Source organism: Candidatus Eremiobacterota bacterium (genome assembly GCA_031082125.1).
Lineage (GTDB): Bacteria > Vulcanimicrobiota > CADAWZ01 > CADAWZ01 > Ess09-12 > Ess09-12.
In genome coordinates this window covers 28,297-46,638 of record JAVHLM010000023.1, presented here as the reverse complement: position 1 = coordinate 46,638, position 18,342 = coordinate 28,297, and the positions used below count along the sequence as shown (strand labels likewise).

Here is an 18,342-nt window from a genome sequence, read left to right as displayed (position 1 = left end):
CGAAACTCCTTGGGACACTTTTTTCTTGGAGCTTTCCAGGGAGAGAGGGAGGACTTTTATGGGCTCAGGGGTATGGCATGGCATTGACATGAAAAGGATTTGCCCCACGATGCCTGGAAGTCTCCATTCAGAATTCACCATCATTTCCAAGGGGGAGTGCTTCTTGCGGGTTCGGGTCCTCGGTGACTTTGACACCACTCTGCTCAGCGGCAAGGAGTATGATCTCGAGCCGCTCCCTGACTGTTTCGATGATTCGGGGAGAGTGCCCGTGCTTCAGGTCACCCGTGAGCAGAAATCGGCGGACAGGACACCGGTATTCGTCGTGACAGCACGTGACCTCAAGGCACCGGGACTCAGGAGGCTCTTCGGCTTCTCGGACTCCCGCCGCCAGACGGCTGTCGTCTCCACCTACCACCTGCACGGTGATAAGAAGGAGCTTATCCATGACCGCCTTGAGAAAGTGATGGCCCATGAGGGCGGGCACCTCAGGGGCCTCCGTCATTGCACCACTCCTGGCTGCCTGATGTATCCCGCGCAAAGCATGGAAGATCTTGATGGCCGATCCACTGCCCTTTGCCCCCGCTGCTTGACCCCACGCCCGAAATATCTGCGCGGGGCACTTTTTTTGCTCATGGTGAGCGCGCTCCTTATCATGGCCCTTGACTCCCTTGGCGCAGCGCTCAGGCAGAAGAACATTCCCTTTTCCTGGCAGCCCATGAACGGTAAGGCGGCAATCTTCTTCAAAGATCAGGCCCTTGTCTCTCTCAATGACATCCCCGGGGCTCCTGCTCGAGTCCGCGCGCAGTCCTTCACCAAATCCCTGAACGCCGTTTTCCAGCAGCTCGATCCCGCGCCATTTGCGGTGAGCTCCCCTTCTCCCGGGCGGGCTGCTCTCCTCGCCGGCACCATGCCTCTCATTGAATTTACTGCGGAAGACGCCGGGGGAGGGGATCCCCTGGTGTTCGCCGAGAAAGTGCTCGGCAAGATAGAGCCGGTGATGCGGGGGAAGGGAAATGCCGCTGAGGGCTGCCCGTCTTGCCACGTGCACCGCCTCGCCGAAGTGGAGAGGTGGAGCCGCGAGTGCGGTAAAGGGAGGAGATAGCCGATGCACTGGCTTCTGGTGAAAATTGCAAATTTCCAGGCTGCCCTCAACAGGGCTCTCGAAAAGCTGCCCTTCTGGCCCGACATGGTGCGCATCGCAAAGCTCATATGCGCGCCGGTGGTGAAGCTGTCATCGGCGGTACTGACTGCAGTGCCCTCGCTGCGCAAGCTTGAATGGCTTCTCGAAATTGAGATGCTCCAGCGGCGCCACCCCGTCATGCTCGCCATCTCACTGATCTGTGTGTTCTGGCGCGGGCTTTGTATCACAAGCCTCGGCCACATAGGCACGGATCCCATAATCTATCCGCTCATCGGGGCTGTGTCGGGATTCAATCCATTTCTGGGGATGCTCTGCGGAGTGGCGTACGGCCTAGGTGATCTCATTCAGAAATTCCTCAAGCCTGACATGTACGGCGCGAAAGGGTGGGGAGATCTGAATTACTGGGGCGCCATGGTGGGATACACCGTGTCCTATTCGTCCTTGGTAATCATGGGCGTCCTGCCCGGCATGCTCGCGAGGGTCTTCGGCCTGGGCGTGCAGAAAATCCTTAAAAAACTCATCTTCGACAAGGCGGCAGCCTCTGCTGACGGCGCCGAGCCCCAGGCCGGCGTCACTTACCCTCTGGCAGAGCTCATCGCAAGGATGGCAGGCGCCTATGCGGGCGGTTACGTGGTGATGGACATGATCGCGCCCGTGACGGAGCTCCCCGCCTTTTACCTGAGACCTCATCCAGATGTCTCATGCCATGATCTGGAGGTCAAAACGCACCTTCAGGGCAGGGCAGACATCGGCGCCAAGGGATCGGCTCTCGGTACCATTTTCGGGATCACGCCGCCAGGCGTGCAGCCTCCTGGTGATCAGCCTCCTGGCGATCAGCCTCCCGGCACTGAGCCTCCCGATGAGACGGAAAAGCTTGAAAAAATCAAGAAAATGCAGGATGAGATTGACTATCACAGGAAGGAAGCCGACTACTGGCGCAACAAGCTCAACGAAGCCACCGATCCTAAAGTCCGCGAGGAATTGACGAGGCGCATCCTGGGCCACGAAGATGCCGCTTCACGCTTCAATGATGAGATTACCGCCATCAAGGGCGACGGCATCGTCCATCACACCACCACGGCAATGGATAACCTGAACAGGCAGATCTCGGACCAGCAGAGCAAAGAGATGCAGCAGGACCTCAAGAATAAGGCGGCGGAGAGGGAGCAGGGCTGGAAAAACAAGGACAAGCTTGACTCCCTCATCAGCGATCTGAATACCATAAGGGATGAAAAGCAGAGGGACCGCATGATAGAGGCAGTCAAGAACGCTGCCGCGGCAGATGATAAGGGCATCCCTCAAGGAGATATGGACAAGATTTCAAAATTCGTAAAGCGCCAGATCGACGCCGACGAGGCGCCTCGCAAACTGGCTTCCGAGATTAACAGGATCACGAGAGATGCCATCAGCGAGGGCGCGCGGGAAACTTTAGCCACCGCAACCTTTGGTGTCTCTGAAAAGGTGGCGGGGGCCTGGATAAATGATCAAGGCGCAACCGGAATGGCTAAAGGAGCCGTTGAAGGGGTGGTCGATGTAATCACTTTCGGGGGATATTCGGGCTTTGAAAAGGGAGGCGTGACGGGCGCCGTCAAGGCAATCGCCACCAACGTGCTCCCGATTGACGAAGCGGTGGTCATCAAGGATTTCGCCAAGGGCTGTATCACGGGAAAAGGCGATGTCACCTGGGACCAGGCTGCCGGGGCTTTTGGCTCGGGTATCATCAAGGTCCTGACACTCGGGAAAATACGCGAGGGAATCAGGGAGAAACTGGGACCCACCGAGCCGGGTCTGGGTGAACCCCCTGGCGGCGGCTCGCCGCCGAAAAAGCCTACCTTCGGAGAAACCCGGAAAAAAGCTTACGAAGAAAAGAAATTTGAGGAAAGAGAACAGCGCGAGAGGGCTAAAAAATACAAGGAGCAGCAGGAAGCGGAGCAGAAGGCCCGGGAAGAAGCCCAGGAGAGAGCCGAGCGGAAAGCTCAGGAGAAGGCCGAGCGGAAAGCTCAGGAGAAGGCCGAGCGGGAAGCACGGGAGAAGGCCGAGAGGGAAGCACAGAAAAAGGCCGAGAGGGAGGCACAGGAGAGGGCTGAGCGGGAAGCACAGGAGAAGGCTGAGCGGGAGGCGCGGGATAAAGCTGAGCATGAGAAGCAGGAGACTGGTCAATCAAAGAAGCCTGGCAAATCCGCGCAGGAAGCCTGTGACGATATTTTTTCCGGTAAAGACGAGACCCCCGTTAGCAAGAATGACATTGTCACACAACCTGAGGCGCAGATAAAGTCTTACAAGGAAACTCACGACTATTATGAGAAAAATCCGACAGAAAAAAGTGAAAATTACCATATCAGCATGAGCAATGAGAAAACTCAGGCTATTCAGAGTGGAAAAGGGTGCCAGGCAGGTGAGTCCGGTGCCGTGTACTCAACCAATAAAGGCCAGGGAGCTGCAGGATATACCTATGAAGGAGGGACGAATGTCGCCAGGATTCACGCGTCAAATGTAGTAGAATGCGAGATAAAGGGAAACACCTTTGTTGATAAGAGCGGTAAGCCGATTATTCCGGAAACTCTTAAAGGAAAAGTTGTTGCCACCCCTGGTTCAGGCGCAGAAAAGTGCCTGACTTATGTCAATGAGTCTGGTGCAGTTCAATCCACCATTCCATCTCATGTTTTTGAAGTCTGGAAAGATGGAGCTTGGCAAAAACCGGGCTAAGGCGATCTGCAATGTTCCATAAACAGACCTACAGGCAGCGGATTCAAGCAAAAATCAGAGAGAAAGGGCTGAATACCTATGGAAATAAAAGAAAAAGAGCTTACGCAGCGCTTTTCTTCAATGCTCTCACCTGAGCTCCAGTCAACCGTTGAGAGCCTCTCTGAGGGAAAAGGCCATCAGGCTTCGCTTGAAGAACGGGAAAAGCTGAGAGCCATGGGTATCGTTGACGGGAGCGGCATCCTGGTCCCCCCGTGGAAGAAAGCTCTAGCCGCAGTAAAGCACTCCCCCGTTGAAATCCTTATAATAAGAGGAGTTCTCGATAAATTTTCCGTGTCCCGCTATTACCTGTCCTCGACCGGAGGAGAGCACCTTTTTATCTCTGCTCTTGCCGATACAAAAGAAAACCAGCAGATCGCCTTCCCTTTTTCCTGGGAAGAGCTTGTGGAATTCCTTGACACGGCACTCAATTTCTATGGACCTTCAAAGTCCCTTGAACTGAACATTGAGCTCGATTACGACGAATTTTCAGCCCTGATAGGATTTGTCGATGCATTGAAAGCGCAGAGCATCAGGGCCATGGTGGAGCGGAGGGATTTTACGCCCAAAAGCGCCACAGTGGAAGAAGTTTTTGACATGGTGGGAAAAGGGACCGATTCAAAAGACAACCGCTGGCTTGTCCCGCTCTTGGAGAACATTACGCCCATGCCTCTCGTCAGCGATACCCACCGGCTCAATGCAGCCATGAGCAGAATGGGAGATCTCGGGATTTTTGCCTCTGACCATGGAAACTTTACCCCTTCCGAGAAAGCAAGACCCCTCATCGGCTCTCTCCTCGCGCCCGTCTCATGCTGCGCAGTGTCCTTTACCGGGAGAACACATGAGGCGACGCAGCATATCGATTATCTGTCCGCAATCCGCACCACCTCTCTCTTCTTGCTCCTCAGGTTTCAAAAGCTTGACAGTGAGTGCCCGAAAGTTCTTATCGATTGCGATTACGCCATTTCTTTCATGAATGAGCTGAATCGCCATTATAAGCTTTATCAAGGTCATTTCGACGACTTCACCGCAAAGGCCGCTCTTGCAAAGGCCGCTCCCGCGGAGCCTTCGTGCCTTAAATGCAAGGCCGGAATTCCCGAGGGATCGAAATTCTGCCCCAAGTGCGGGGCCCCTGCCGAAAAGAAAGCGCCGCCGCCGGAGGACATCGCGAAAAAGTGCGCCCAGTGCACTACGGTTCTTGCTCCCGACATGCTGTTCTGCCCATCCTGCGGCACTCCCAGGGAAGCGGGTCCCCCGCCTGCTCCGCCGCCGGTAGTCCCCGCAGATCTGACCTGCAGCCGATGCGGCGCCGTCGCAGGCCCGGGGAAAAAATTCTGCACAAAATGTGGCGCCCCTGTAGCCGGAGGGGCACAGAGCAGCACACCGCCACTCAGGAAAGAAAAGAAATGCGCCAAGTGCGGAAGCACCATCGAGAAAGGGAAGAAATTCTGCACGAAGTGCGGCACTCCCGCGGGGAGCTGACAGAGATGCCCCCCATGGTGGGCATTCACTGGAACAATGAGATGATGAGCATCACCGCCATGACAAGAAGGCCGACGAAAATTGGGAAGGCCTGAAGCAGCGCCAGAATGAACCCTATCCACCCAAGGACTCTCTGAGAGGGGATCTTCCGGGCCCTGTTTCCATACCACAGAGCCGAGCCGATAAACATGAAATCAATACATATCGCAAGGACTCCCATGGGACTCATAATTTTATCTGCCACGAAGGGAGCGCACAGAGCAGGGAACATCATAGCCAGCAGGGAGAGGAGCAGAGAGCGCAGCCCCATGCCTTGCTCATCCTTCCGGGCTGCGAGCGCCTGGGACCGGGCAGTCGGCTGAAAAGATGCCGCCGGTTCCGGCGGTGCCGCTTGCCAGGGCTGCGGAGCCTCAACGGGAGAAGTGTCCGCATTATCAAGAGAGGCGCCGCACTCACCGCAGAACCCGTCATCATCTTTCATTGAGGCGCCGCATTGGCCGCAGAATCCCATGGATATTCACCTCACACTCCAGATTTATTCTCCAGGAATAGGGTAAAGAATATAATCCTTCTTCTTTACTGAATATTAAAAGAAAATTCCTCCATGGGGTCCCATGGAGGAATTTTCTCCTCCCCCCCGAACATGCATGGCATTGCGGAGAGACGGTTCATTGAAGGAGGTTTTTCAATGAATACAGTTTCTCTATTGTTTTTTGACAGGAAAAGCTCGGTGACGCTCGAGAAGTTCTCGGACACCGTCGAGGGCGAGGGGCCCGGCATCGTCTCCTACATCCACTCTGCCGAGGCCGGAACGACAGAGGACACGGAAGTTGCAATACCATCCGATGTGTCATCTCTCTTTTCCCGCGTTGCCTCTGAGGATGGCGCCCTGCCCCCTGAGCCCCCCGTGGTGAATGAAACCCTCGCCGACATGAAGAGCATCTCGTACCGCCTCGGGTGGCTCGACGGCCATGAGGATCTCAGGAAGAAGTTCGTGGACAGCTATAAGATGCGCTTCAGGAACAGGGAAGAAGAGTTAGAGAGAAAGATCCTGAAGCTTGCCACCCTCCTCAACAGGAAAAACAGCCAGATAGCCGATCTTGTCGAGGAGAAGAAGGCCCGCGAAGAAAGCGAAAAAAAGCTTGCAAGCCAGAACATGCAGCTCTGGCAGACCGCGGAAGAGCTCCGCCATGCCCGCGCTGATCTTGTGCAGACAGTCTCAGAGAACACCACACGCCTTCAAAGCGTCCTCGCGGGTATCCGCGAGGAGCAGGATACCCTTATGAGCGCCCTCAAGAAGACGGAGCGAAGAAAAGGCCAGCTCGAGAGGCTCCTTCCCATTATTGCCAGCCGCTATGGGAAGGTTCTCAGCGAAAAGACCGCGCAGATCGCTCAGCTGAAAGGCGAGCGCGCCGAGCTATCCGAAAGCATCAGGAAGATCAGCAGGGAGAACCGCGCCATCGAAGAGGCCTTCAGGACACTCCACGGCGAGCAGAAAGCCATTCTGAATTCTCTGATGGCGAGCAGAAAGAGGGAGGCAATGCTTTCCAGGGAGCTCGCCGCCACGAGGGATGCCCTCTGCGAGGCAGGCCTCCTCATCCCGAAGAAAAAATGGTGGCATTTCTGGTAATATAATTCCGGCATACCTCTTGTAAGAGGCCAGGGGGCATTCTCCTCTTCAGCCAGCATTCATATTTGTTTAAACGGGCGGCAGAGCCCGGACAGATTTACGCTGGCAGGGAGAATGGTCCCTGGTTTTCTCCATGGTTTTTCCAAATATTAACATTTTTTTAATCGATATTCACTGCGGGATCATGTAGAATGAATATGTGCCGGTACGGCACACGCTTTACTATGATTTTCCGGAGCCCGGAACCAGGAAGCCTCAATAAGAGAGAAAACCGCGAGGGAGGAAGCATGAACATCGATAGAATCTCGGCACCACAGAATCAAGGCATACCTCAGCCACCAGAAAAGCCCCCGCAGCAGGAAAGCACTGCCCCGCCGCCCCAGGACCAGGTGTCCCTTGGCAAAGGACCGGAGGCCCCTCCCAAAAAAGAGCTTACCATGCTCTTCTATATGCACGGGCAGTATAAGGATCTCCACAAAACCACCACGTCGGCCTTTTTCCCGATAGAACAGGCAGGCTCCAACGAGAACGTGAACGTCGTGGCGCAGCTCGGAAGGGCTCCCCAGGAGGGAGAGCCTCATCACCTTGACGGCGACTGGAGCGGTGTGCGACGCTACTACGTGACAAAGCATCCCCATGACGACATCAACATGACGCTCCCCCAGTGGCTCGAGGTGAAGGAGAAAATCCCCGACAACCCCGTGGTTCATTATGTTCTCGGCGACATCTACGCCGGCATGGGAGACAAGCAGCAGGCCAAGGCCGAGTATGACAAGGCCAAGGAGCTTGGCATGCTCGCGTACATGGAAAAGAATGACTCTCCTGAATCCAAGAAGATAAGGGAAGAGCTTGACGCCGCCACCAAGCCTTATGAGGACGCTTACCAGGACAAGCAGGTCTTCGGCTCCGCGCCGCTTGAGACCCTCGCCGAAGCCACGAAAATGGGCGATCCCCAGACGCTCAAGGACTTTATCTCCTGGGGAATGAAAAATTACCCCGCAGAACATTACGTGGTAGTCGTCACGGGCCACGGCGGCGCATGGATCGGGGCCCTCGAGATGAATCCCGCCGCCATGAACAAGGCCATCCAGGAAGGCACCGCCGAAGCATCAAAAGCCATGGGCGCGGAGCAGAAAGTGGACGCCCTCCTTTTCAACTCCTGCTATATGGGAAACCTGGAGGCAGCCTATGAGATGAAGGGAGCCGCCGACATCAATATCGCCTCGGAAAACTACTCCCGCGGCAACATGCTCCACGACTGGGATGATCATATCACGCGCGTCCAGGACGAGATAAAGAGCAAGGGGCAGTTCGACGCCAGGGAGTTCGCCAGGGACTTTGTAGAGTATTACCGCAGCGAAGGGAAAGAGGTCAAGGAGAACACCCCGGAGTTTATCCGCTGGAAAGAGTCCTACCTGACCCTCACGGCCATCGACAACAAGAAGCTCGACAACGTCGTGGGTGCCTGGAAAGGCTTCGTCGATGCCTGCAGGAAAAGCAAGGTGCCCGACCATGTCCTTTTCAGCGAGCTTGCCAAGAGCCAGGGCTTCAACTCTTCGGCCTTCAATCCCGCCCAGACTATCTTCGCCTTCTACGACATGATCAAGGACATCGGCGACTCAATGAGGCTCATCGGCAAGAACCCCGCCATCCCGCAGACAGTGAAGGAAGAGGCTGCAAAGGTCTCGCAGGCCGTGAAGGATGCCGTCATTGCAGAGCAGCATGAAGGGAAGGACATGGACAATGCCACGGGGCTCACCATTTGGGCCCCCTCAAATGCCGTCGATATCGCCTATATGGCCGACCGGTACGAGAAGGAGAACGTGCCCACCTTCGCAGCTGACACAGGGTACCTCGCCATGCTCAAGGATGCGGCGAAAAAAGTGGACAAGAAGGTCCTGAAAAGCTTCATGGCTGACACGACTCTTATCAGGAACATCAAGACCGTGCTGGCCGATCCGAAGAGCGGCCTCTCCGACAAGGAAAAGAAGACCCTCGATGAGGCGCGGGAAAAGATTTTCGCCCATGCCATGAAGCTCAAGGACCAGCTCGACCTCACCACGCCAAGGATACAGCCTCTGTGGCTCAACCTGCTCAAGGGCGACATCGATTACAGCCTCTATGGAAAGATCGGAAGGGAGCTTGCCGATGAAGCGGTGCAGAAAGGCACTATGAAAGACTGAAAAGCTTCCTCAAAGTATTGCAGGGGGCCCCGGAAGGGGTTCCCTCTCTTTATGGCAGAAGCAGAAGACCGCAGAAGGGAAATAAAAAGAGTCATAGAAGCATACAAGGAAAGAAATCAGGCTACACCAAGAGCTGACGTTACCATTGCACCGTGCCTCAGCAAGGGAAAAACACCTCCATTCGCGTAGGTAAAACTCTGCATCATAGGCACCTGCCGAAGGCACATGGGGCTTCATATTCTGAATTCTTTGCGCAAATCGCATATATATTATAAAACAGAGGAGGAAAGAACATGTCAAAACGGGTGTACAACTTTAACCCGGGACCGGCCACGCTCCCTTACCCGGTGCTGGAGAAAGCCGCGAAAAGCGTGCTGGAGTTTGAGGACCAGGGGATGTCCATCCTGGAGATGAGCCACCGCAGCAAGCAGTACGAGAAGGTCAACTCCCAGGCCGAGGCTGATATAAAGGCGCTCATGGGCCTCAGCGAAGACTACAGGGTTCTGTTCATGGGCGGCGGCGCAAGCCTCCAGTTCGCCATGATACCCTTGAACCTGCTCCGCGAGGGCATGGTGGCCGATTACATCAACACCGGTGAATGGTCCACCAGGGCCATCAAGGAAGCCCAGAAAATAGGGAAGGTCAACGTGGCGGCCTCTTCGGAGGACAGGAAGTTCACCTACATTCCCAAAACCTTCAACTTCACCAAGGGAGCCACCTATGTCCACATGACGACCAACAACACCATTTACGGCACCCAGTGGCACACCATCCCTGAAGTGGGCGACACGCCCCTCTTCGCCGACATGTCATCAGACATTCTCTCGCAGACGATGGATTTCAACAAGTTCTCCCTCATCTATGCGGGAGCTCAGAAAAATCTCGGCCCCGCAGGTGTCACCATCATCATCCTCAAGAAGAGCCTGCTGGAGAAGTGCTCCGAGAAGATTCCTCTCCTTCTCAGCTACAAGACCCATGAGAAGAACAACTCCCTCTACAACACGCCGCCCGTCTTCAGCGTGTACGTCGTGGGCCTTGTCCTGGAATGGATCAAGGAGCAGGGAGGCCTCAAGAAGATAGAGGAGATCAACAGGAAGAAACAGGAGCTCCTCTACCACACCCTCGACGAGATGAGCGACTTCTACAAGCCCAACGTGGACAAGGACAGCCGCTCCTGGATGAACGTGACCTTCCGCCTCCCCTCGGAGGAGCTCGAGGTAAAGTTTGCCGATGAGGCGAAAAAGACAGGCCTTCACGGCCTCAAGGGCCACCGCTCGGCAGGCGGCATGAGGGCTTCCCTCTACAACGCCCTTCCCCTCGAAGGCGTGGAGAAGCTCACGGAGTTCATGAAGACCTTTGCCAAGACCAACGCCGTGGCCTCCCACAGCTAGGAGAAGATTGCAGAATCTCCTGAGAAATAATAAATCCCCGGGTTCCGCCTGATTGAGAACCCGGGGATTTCATTACTCACCGCTCACCGCTCACCGCTCACCGCGCCCCCTGTCATCAAACCACTGTCTGAGAAGGTTTTTGATTCAAATATATAATCAAATGCTCCTGATTTTGTCAGTACCTCCTTTTACTTGGCCAGGGGGAAATCTTTCTCATATTCCCCCGTAATGAAAAGCACCTTGACAGTCTTCTTTGCATCCTGTGCATTACCGGGAAATTTCATTAAGACCGGGCAGAAGAGAGAGATAAAGAACAGAAATGCGAGAATCCTTATTACATCAAGGGCATGTTTCATATCGTATTCCTCCCTCGCACCATGATTAAGATTACATGGACCGATTTCCAAGATGAATGGCGAGTTTCAGGCAGGAACTCCGGCCGCACTGATATGATAAAAAATGCACCAGGTAGAGCGATTGTGCTCTGGTATCATCTTCCAGGAGATTTTTTTCGATGAGGCATCTTCAACTCCTTACGCGGCGCACCGCCGCTCGAGTCTTTCGCAAGAGGCGGCATCCTTCCGCACAGGATCTGTTTCCCAGGTGTTCTCCTGCAGGTCATACCTGCAAAGCCATATTACAGAAAGAGAAAATTTTTTCCTGAATCGGAAACCCCGCAGCGTTGCTCAAGAGGCAATTTAACGGCCGGGAGAGCCTCTCAATACCACCGTGGTGATTGTCTCTTGCCATCAGGGTCATTTTTGACCTCTTGACCCCTTTCAGGCCCTCTGGATGGCATCCTGCGACGTCCTTTTATCGTTACAGTGAATGGGTTTTTGAGGGGTGACCTGTTTGATCATTTATTTTCGCTATGATACAATATAGATATGGATACGCATGAGACCCACACAATCTCCAATCTTTTCCTCCCTGACGAAGAGGAGCTTCTTCACCTCGGTGATCCTATGTCGTCTCAGGATTACGAGGATATGCTGCTCCTCCCGGATCCTTACGAGATCCCAGGGAAAACTGCCTGCAGGCCCGAGCACCTCGTCAAGATCAAAAGAGGTGGCCTCATCCCCGAAGCGGAAAAACTCACGGAGGATCTCTCATTCGGCTCCATCGACAGGGACGAGCGGGCAGAGCGCATCGATTTTCTGCTCTGCGAGGCAGTCCGCGGCCGCCTGGCACTTGATTTCGTGCTCGGCGGTATTCTCGTTACTCTTAAAACGAAAGGAGTTGATAAACTGGGATACCGCTCCATGGGGACCTTCGCCACGGAGCATCTTTCGTTCTCGGGGCGCACCGCATCAGAGCTGATGCACAATTTCGAGCTTCTCAGGAGCCTGCCTCTCACGCGGGAGGCTTATCTTGAGGGCAGGATTGCAAAGAGCGCCCTGCGCCATCTCTCGAGGGTCATCACGCCTGAGAACGAGTCCTGGTGGCTCTCCATTGCCAGGGATCGCTCCCTGTGCGGCCTTGAGCGGGAAGTGAAAAGGGCCCTCGCAGAAGGGAAGGTCCGTCCGGCGGCCCCTTCCGCCGATGCTTCCGAAGCCGGTGACGAGGGCACGATGCTATATTTCAGCGTGGCGCCCTCCCTTGCCCTCACCTGGGACTTCGCCCTCTCCCTCTTCCGGGACAGGGAGCACTATGACGGGCCCCTTTCAGGCTTCGTCGAGGCCCTCCTTGCCAACTTCCTGGCTTCCGGGGAGGCTGCTCCGGAGCTTCCGGCCCTTGATGCCGAAGGGAGCCGCCCCGTATTCTCCCGGGTACCTCTCCTGCTGAGGCGGAGGGGAAACCGCCGCCTCAGCAGTCCCGATGAAGCCGGCGGAGCGGGCGGCGGGGATCAGACCGGCGCCTCTCCCTGGGAGCTTCCCTGGAGCATCCATTTCCCGTCGTGGCTGGAGGAGGCCCGGCCGGGAAGAGACGCCGGGATCTCCGCCAGGGTGGCTGCGAATCGCCTCATCAGGGCCGCCTCAATCCGCCAGAGGCTCGACGTGGCCGCGGGAATGCTTCTCCGGGCGATGGATGCACGGCAGCTCCAGCGCCTTCTCGGCTATGAATTCATCGAGGACTACGCTGTGGAGCGCTGCGGCTTCTCGATGGCCCAGACCCGCCAGCTCATCAGGCTCGCCGAGGGCTTCCGCCGCCACTCCATCACTGAGAATGCCTTCAAAAAGAGCTTCATCACCGGGGAGCAGGCACGGCTCATTCTTCCCGTAGTGGACTCCAGGAATGAAAAGCAGTGGATTGCCTATGCGGCGAGCGTGCCCACGGTGGACCTCAGGGAAGAGGCGGGGCGCATCGCCAGGATCCTTGAATATGACTGCCTTGCCTCACACAATTATATGATTCTTCCCGGCTTCCGCTATGTCACCGACGAGAGATTCCACGACCTGCCGGAAGAGGTGCAGGACATCATAAGGAGCGGGTCCTGGTACACAGGTCCTTCTCTCAATCCTTCATGGCCACTCATGTCAGACGATGAGGAGCTCGTCGCTTCCCGGGACAGGCGTTTTGAGAAGCCCTGGAAGTATTTCAGCGATGTCGAGGAGATGCTCGCCTCCGAGGCCTCCATGAAAATTGAAAAAGATTCCAGGCTGTGTGCGGGCCTCGGAGACCAGGCAGGGAGCGATCATCGGTATGCGGGGGCATGCAATGGGGAGAAGCAGGCACCCCATGGGCAGGGATGCCAGAATCTCCAGTGTTCCTGTCATCAGTCACTGGAGAAAGCCATGGTAGCCTGCACCATCCCCCGGGGGGAGAGTCCCGAGGAGGTCTTTCTCAGGGACATCCTCTCGAGAGAGAGCCCGGCCACGGCATGGGGCCCCTCCCTGGCAGTGAAGGGCGCCATGACGATCAAGTTCTTCCTCCCCCGGGAGCTCCAGGGGGTCTGGGATCTGGCGGCCCACGCCTTTCTCGCTCGCCTTGCCCGGGTGGAAGGCGCCGAAAGCACCGAAACCGCCCAAAGCCCCATCGGCCCCGAAGAAAGATTCCTTGCCGCGCTCCTCGCCGACTATCTCACCAACGAGGGAACCCTGAAAAAAGCTGCCCATCATCACAAGATTCTCAAGCGGGACCGCTTTCAATGCCAGACCCCGGGATGCCGGTGCAGGCGGGGCCTCAACGTGCATCATATCAGAAGGCGCTCCCAGGGCGGCACCGATGACCCCTGGAACCTGATCGTGCTCTGCGAGGCCTGCCACCTCCACCTCCTCCACGGCCTCAGGACCCTTTCCATCGAAGGCATGGCGCCCTTTGACCTCACCTTCATCTTCGGCTCCACCTCGGAAGGCACCCCTTTTCTGGTCTATGAAAAAGGCATGAAGATCCCGGGAAAACATCTCTGATGAGCGCCCGTGGCCAAGAGGCCGGGAGAATAGCCCCTGGTCTCACGATTGTCGCCATTTTGTAAATATCGGAGTCCGCCCCCATTTTCAAAACGCATCTTTTCCTGTATAATAGAAAATGACCCTAGGAAAAGAGGTGAAGAGAATGCCCCTGAAACAGAAGGAGACCGGCCATGCGAAAACGGCGGAGGAAGTCTTCTCATCGCTCAACGCAAAGGATATCGAGGATATAGTCTCTCTTTTCTCCGAAGAGGCCTCCCTGGACTTTCCAGGCTCCAACGTGCTGGGGGGGTTCTACCTCGGGAGGAAGAAGATAAAGCGCTTTTTCCAGAGGTTCTTCACCCTTGTTCCCGATATAAAATTCAAGATACTCACCACCATTACCTCAGGCTCCACGGTGGTCGTTGAGTGGGTCTCGAGCGGCATCACGAAAAAGGGGCTCCCTTACGACAACAAGGGGGTGTCCTTTTTTGAGCTTCAGAACGGCTCTATCAAAGAGATGAGGAACTACTTCGATACTGAAAAGCTCAGGAACTGAGAATCCGGAACCTTTCACTCCCCCGGAGCACCCCTGAAAAGAGGTGCTTTTCATTTTGGGGCGGAAAAAAGGTATCTAGAGAGCCTTCACCTAATTTATTACCCTGGCAGCCTTGCACGCCGCGGCCTCCCGCAGAAAAGAGCTGCCAGGTACCTGAAAAAGAGAGGAGAACGTCATGGTAAAGAGTTTTTTTGCTCCATCGCAGGTGGAGGAAGCCGTCACCCTCAAGCGTGACAAGGCAAAATCCTTCTTCCTTGCCGGCGGCACCCTTCTGAACGCCGGGAAGAGAACGGGGGAGGTGAATTTCATAAGCCTTCACAAGCTCGCCCTGCATCATATTGAGAAGCGCGAAGGGGCTCTCCACATCGGTGCGATGGCCACCCTTCAGGGGATCGCCGACTCGCCGCTCCCGGCAGAAAACGGCCTGGGAGCCCTCAGCGAGTCGTGCAGGGCCCTCACGAAAAATATCAGGAACATGGCCACGCTGGGCGGCGCCATCGCCTCAAACTATACGCGCTCCGACATCATTCCCGTGCTGCTTGCCGCCGGCGCCCGCCTGGCGGTCGAAGGCACCGATAAAAAATCGCTCTCCCTTGAGGAATATATCCCCCTGAGAGCCTCGGGGAACCAGGCGCTCATAAGAGAGGTGATCATCCCCATCCCCGGGTCATGCGCGACCCTCAGGGCGGCACGTTTTGCAAGGACTTCCCTCGACCTTCCCCTTGTGAAGGTCGCGGCCCTCATAACTCTCGAGAACGGCCATTGCAAAACGGCAAGAATCGCGGCGGGAGGCCTTGCTCCCCAGGCGGCCCGCCTGCCTGAGCTGGAAAAATTCATTGAAGGGAAAAGCTGCGGAGCCCTTGCTCCCGGGGACTCTGAGGCACTGGAAGCCCTCACCGTGAAGACACTCTCGCCAAAAGATGACATGAGGGCGACTGGGGCCTTCAAAAAAGCCCTTATCAAAGCACTGCTTGAAGACATTCTTTACGAATCAGGGAAGGAGGCCCGCTGATGGAAATCACCTTTACCTTGAACGGCACAAAACGGACATTCACCACGGCCCCCGGCGAAAAGGTCGCCGACCTCTTGAGGCGCCACGGCTTCCTCTCCATAAGGACGGACTGCGACGGCCAGGGGACATGCGGCGCCTGCGCCGTCATCCTGAACGGGAAAAAGGTCTGCTCATGCCTCCTCCTCCCCGGCCAGGTCGAAGGGGGGGAAATCCTGACTCTCGAGGGCCTCGCAAAGGGCAGGGAGCTTCACCCCATCCAGAAGGCGTTTCTGGATGCCGGCGCCATACAGTGCGGGCATTGCAGTCCCGGAATGATGCTCTCCGTGTATGAGCTCCTCTCCCATAACGACAATCCTGATGAAGAAGCCATCAAGGACGCCCTTTCGGGGAACCTCTGCCGCTGTACAGGGTACGCCCAGTTCTTCGATGCGATAAAGCGGGTAAAAAACCAATCCGTTGATACACCTTCCTTCAGGGACGATCTCCGCGTCATAGGCAAGTCCCATCACAAGGTGGACGGCCCCCGCCTTGCAAAGGCCGCGCCCTCCTATGTGGAAGACTTTGTCACCGATGATGCCCTTGTGGTGAAGGTCCTCAGGAGCCCTCATGCCCATGCCCGCATAAAAAACATTGACACCTCGGCGGCAGAAGCCCTTCCCGGCGTGCACCTCGTGGTGACCCACAAAAACGGCCCAAAAGTATGGTACAACACGGCAGGACAGGGATACCCCGAGCCATCGCCCTATGACACAAGGCTTGTTGACGAGAAGGTCCGCTACGTGGGAGACAGGGCGGCTCTCATCGCCGCCGAGAGCGAAGCCATTGCCGACGAAGCCATGAAGCTCATCAAGGTTGACTACGAGGTGCTCCCGGCAGTCTTTACCCCCTGGGAGGCCATGAAGGACGGTGCCCCCCTGGTCCACGACAGGGATACGTCTCTTGATCCTCTCCACATCGGCCAGGACCCGAAGAAAAACCTGGCGGCTTATAACGCCGGCGGCATCGGCGACGTGGGAAAGGGATTCCGGGAGGCCGACGTCATCATCGAGCGCGAATACCAGACCTCCCGCGTGCAGTGCACCCCTCTTGAGACCCACCGGTGCTTCGCTTACATAGAAAACGAGCGCCTTGTCATAAGGGCTTCGACGCAGGTGCCGTGGCATCTGCGCCGCATCTGTGCGAAAGTGCTGGGCATCAAGGAGAACCAGATCCATGTCCGCAAGGAGCGCGTGGGCGGCGGCTACGGTGCCAAGCAGGACATCGTCCTCGAGGACATTGTGGCCTGGGTCACATGGCAGACGGGAAAGCCGTCATACATCAAGATGACAAGGGAAGAGGAGTTCGTCACGTCACGGACCCGCCATCCCATGTATTTCAAGATAAAGGCGGGGGCGAAAAAAGACGGCACCCTCACGGCGCTCGACATGACAGAAGTGGCCGACACGGGGGCTTACGGCGTCCACTGCCTCACAGTGCCCATGAACGCCTGCTCCAAGTCGCTTCCCCTGATGAAATGCGATAACATGCACTTTGACGTGAAAGCTTACTATACCAACAACCCCATCGCCGGGGCCTACCAGGGATACGGCGCGCCCCAGGGGAGCTTCGCCCTCCAGATGGCCCTGGCGGAGCTGGCCGACGCCCTTGGAGTGGACCAGGTGGAGTTCCTGAAGAAGAACATGGTGGGAAAAGGCTTCTGCCTTGAAATTCTCAAGTCCCTTGGCGAGGGGCAGGAGGGTATCCCCCAGGTGATAAGCTCCTGCGGCCTCAAGGAGTGCCTCGAGCGGGGCGCCGAGCTGATAGACTGGGGCAGGAAGGTCGAGCAGAGCAAACCCTGGCTCAGGACAGGGAAAGGCACCGTCATCATCCAGCAGGGCTCGGGCCTTCCCGGCATCGACTCCGCCAATGCGACGGTAAAGATGATGGGCGACGGCACCTTCATGATCCTGATGGGCGGCACCGACCTGGGCACAGGCCTCGATACGCTTGCCACCAAGATCTGCGCCGAGACCCTCTGCCTGGACGTGAGCGATTTCTCGCTCCTCGCAGCCGATACCGACACCACGCCTTTTGACGTGGGCGCCTATGCCTCATCGGGGACCTATTTCTCGGGGATGGCTGTCTATAAGGCGGCGCTTGCAATGAAAGAAAAAATCCTTGATGCCGTGGCGCGGCATCTTAACTGTGACAGGGCACCTCTTGGCCTCGCCTACCCGGGAAAAGTGACCGGAGGCCCCAAGGAGATCCCCTTTGCCCAGGTGGCCCATTTTACCCAGGGCGGCTCAGGCGAGGGGCAGCTCATCGCTTCTGCCTCCTTTACCAGCGATGAGGCTCCTATCCCCTACGGCGCCCACTTTGCCCAGGTGACGGTGGACATGCGCACGGGAAAAGTCCATGTTGACCGGTACTTCGCCATCCAGGAATGCGGCACGCCTATCAACCCCGAGCTGGCCCTGGGCCAGGTGTACGGGGGGACCCTTAAATCGATAGGCCACTCGCTCTATGAGGAGATGATCATGGATGAGAAGGGGAAGTGCCTCAACCCGGACTTCCTGGATTACAAGCTGCCGATGATCAGAGACCTGCCCGGCGAGTTCAAGGCGGAGCTCATCCAGGTGGACGACCATCTCGGTCCTTACGGCGGCAAATCCACCTCCGAGATAAGCACTAACGGCGCCGCAGTGGCCCTTGCCGTGGCCATCCATAATGCCGCCGGGGTCTGGATAAGGGACTGGCCCTTCACTGCCGAAAAGATATTCAAGGCCCTCAGGGAGAAGGAATCTCCCGCCGCCAGGGAGGGCGCACGGGCGTAAAGGCCCCCCCCTTTCAAGGTAAAATAAAAGAGAGCCTTGCGGCTCTCTTTTTATTTCCCG

13 protein-coding genes are annotated in these 18,342 nt (G+C 56.5%); 11 read left to right on the top strand and 2 right to left on the bottom strand.

Annotation, left to right across the window (positions count from 1 at the left end):
* Positions 1-58 precede the first annotated feature (58 nt).
* The 3 genes from RDV48_22095 (at position 59) to RDV48_22085 (ending at position 5,365) form a co-directional block, all read left to right on the top strand.
* A complete protein-coding gene (locus RDV48_22095) occupies positions 59-1,102 on the top strand; it encodes a hypothetical protein (protein MDQ7825507.1) in 1,044 nt (347 codons plus the stop codon).
* A 3-nt stretch (positions 1,103-1,105) separates the two neighbouring features.
* Positions 1,106-3,847, top strand: coding sequence for a hypothetical protein (locus tag RDV48_22090; GenBank protein ID MDQ7825506.1), 2,742 nt, complete (start codon positions 1,106-1,108; stop codon positions 3,845-3,847).
* A 78-nt stretch (positions 3,848-3,925) separates the two neighbouring features.
* Positions 3,926-5,365, top strand: coding sequence for a zinc ribbon domain-containing protein (locus RDV48_22085; GenBank protein ID MDQ7825505.1), 1,440 nt, complete (start codon positions 3,926-3,928; stop codon positions 5,363-5,365).
* A 25-nt stretch (positions 5,366-5,390) separates the two neighbouring features.
* On the opposite strand, the gene RDV48_22080 is transcribed toward RDV48_22085, so the two are convergent.
* Positions 5,391-5,876 (bottom strand): zinc ribbon domain-containing protein, encoded by a 486-nt coding sequence (locus RDV48_22080; GenBank protein MDQ7825504.1) that lies wholly within the window; start codon positions 5,874-5,876, stop codon positions 5,391-5,393.
* 177 nt (positions 5,877-6,053) lie between these two features.
* On the opposite strand from RDV48_22080, the gene RDV48_22075 reads away from it, so the two are divergent.
* The 4 genes from RDV48_22075 to serC all read left to right on the top strand — a co-directional run bounded on the left by RDV48_22075 (position 6,054) and on the right by serC (position 10,569).
* Positions 6,054-6,995 carry a hypothetical protein gene (locus RDV48_22075; GenBank protein ID MDQ7825503.1) on the top strand — a complete coding sequence of 314 codons (942 nt, stop codon included), beginning with the start codon at positions 6,054-6,056 and terminating at the stop codon, positions 6,993-6,995.
* 287 nt (positions 6,996-7,282) lie between these two features.
* Entirely contained in the window at positions 7,283-9,178 is a 1,896-nt protein-coding gene (locus tag RDV48_22070) for a clostripain-related cysteine peptidase (protein ID MDQ7825502.1), read from the top strand.
* A gap of 51 nt (positions 9,179-9,229) precedes the next feature.
* On the top strand, positions 9,230-9,367 hold the full coding sequence (locus RDV48_22065; protein ID MDQ7825501.1) for a hypothetical protein: 138 nt from the start codon (positions 9,230-9,232) through the stop codon (positions 9,365-9,367).
* 104 nt (positions 9,368-9,471) lie between these two features.
* Positions 9,472-10,569 carry a 3-phosphoserine/phosphohydroxythreonine transaminase gene (serC, locus tag RDV48_22060; protein MDQ7825500.1) on the top strand — a complete coding sequence of 366 codons (1,098 nt, stop codon included), beginning with the start codon at positions 9,472-9,474 and terminating at the stop codon, positions 10,567-10,569.
* Positions 10,570-10,757: 188 nt separating this feature from the next.
* Here serC and RDV48_22055 read toward each other — a convergent pair whose 3' ends face one another.
* Positions 10,758-10,925 carry a hypothetical protein gene (locus tag RDV48_22055; protein MDQ7825499.1) on the bottom strand — a complete coding sequence of 56 codons (168 nt, stop codon included), beginning with the start codon at positions 10,923-10,925 and terminating at the stop codon, positions 10,758-10,760.
* Between the two features lie 531 nt (positions 10,926-11,456).
* Between RDV48_22055 and RDV48_22050 the strand changes: the two genes are divergently transcribed.
* The 4 genes from RDV48_22050 to RDV48_22035 all read left to right on the top strand — a co-directional run bounded on the left by RDV48_22050 (position 11,457) and on the right by RDV48_22035 (position 18,282).
* Positions 11,457-13,919 carry an HNH endonuclease signature motif containing protein gene (locus tag RDV48_22050; GenBank protein MDQ7825498.1) on the top strand — a complete coding sequence of 821 codons (2,463 nt, stop codon included), beginning with the start codon at positions 11,457-11,459 and terminating at the stop codon, positions 13,917-13,919.
* Between the two features lie 145 nt (positions 13,920-14,064).
* Positions 14,065-14,457, top strand: coding sequence for a nuclear transport factor 2 family protein (locus tag RDV48_22045; GenBank protein MDQ7825497.1), 393 nt, complete (start codon positions 14,065-14,067; stop codon positions 14,455-14,457).
* A 175-nt stretch (positions 14,458-14,632) separates the two neighbouring features.
* Positions 14,633-15,469 carry an FAD binding domain-containing protein gene (locus tag RDV48_22040; protein ID MDQ7825496.1) on the top strand — a complete coding sequence of 279 codons (837 nt, stop codon included), beginning with the start codon at positions 14,633-14,635 and terminating at the stop codon, positions 15,467-15,469.
* The gene (locus RDV48_22035; GenBank protein ID MDQ7825495.1) at positions 15,469-18,282 is read left to right on the top strand and encodes a molybdopterin-dependent oxidoreductase; all 2,814 of its coding nucleotides are present in this window, start codon (positions 15,469-15,471) and stop codon (positions 18,280-18,282) included. The genes RDV48_22040 and RDV48_22035 overlap by 1 nt, the downstream gene beginning before the upstream one ends.
* The last annotated feature ends 60 nt before the right edge of the window (positions 18,283-18,342 follow it).

Coding starts and splice junctions, on each gene's coding strand:
- RDV48_22075 (MDQ7825503.1), top strand. CDS start 6,054: ATGAATACAGTTTCTCTATTGTTTTTTGACAGGAAAAGCTCGGTGACG.
- RDV48_22045 (MDQ7825497.1), top strand. CDS start 14,065: ATGCCCCTGAAACAGAAGGAGACCGGCCATGCGAAAACGGCGGAGGAA.
- RDV48_22040 (MDQ7825496.1), top strand. CDS start 14,633: ATGGTAAAGAGTTTTTTTGCTCCATCGCAGGTGGAGGAAGCCGTCACC.
- RDV48_22095 (MDQ7825507.1), top strand. CDS start 59: ATGGGCTCAGGGGTATGGCATGGCATTGACATGAAAAGGATTTGCCCC.
- RDV48_22080 (MDQ7825504.1), bottom strand. CDS start 5,876: ATGGGATTCTGCGGCCAATGCGGCGCCTCAATGAAAGATGATGACGGG.
- serC (MDQ7825500.1), top strand. CDS start 9,472: ATGTCAAAACGGGTGTACAACTTTAACCCGGGACCGGCCACGCTCCCT.
- RDV48_22070 (MDQ7825502.1), top strand. CDS start 7,283: ATGAACATCGATAGAATCTCGGCACCACAGAATCAAGGCATACCTCAG.
- RDV48_22035 (MDQ7825495.1), top strand. CDS start 15,469: ATGGAAATCACCTTTACCTTGAACGGCACAAAACGGACATTCACCACG.
- RDV48_22085 (MDQ7825505.1), top strand. CDS start 3,926: ATGGAAATAAAAGAAAAAGAGCTTACGCAGCGCTTTTCTTCAATGCTC.
- RDV48_22055 (MDQ7825499.1), bottom strand. CDS start 10,925: ATGAAACATGCCCTTGATGTAATAAGGATTCTCGCATTTCTGTTCTTT.
- RDV48_22065 (MDQ7825501.1), top strand. CDS start 9,230: ATGGCAGAAGCAGAAGACCGCAGAAGGGAAATAAAAAGAGTCATAGAA.
- RDV48_22050 (MDQ7825498.1), top strand. CDS start 11,457: ATGGATACGCATGAGACCCACACAATCTCCAATCTTTTCCTCCCTGAC.
- RDV48_22090 (MDQ7825506.1), top strand. CDS start 1,106: ATGCACTGGCTTCTGGTGAAAATTGCAAATTTCCAGGCTGCCCTCAAC.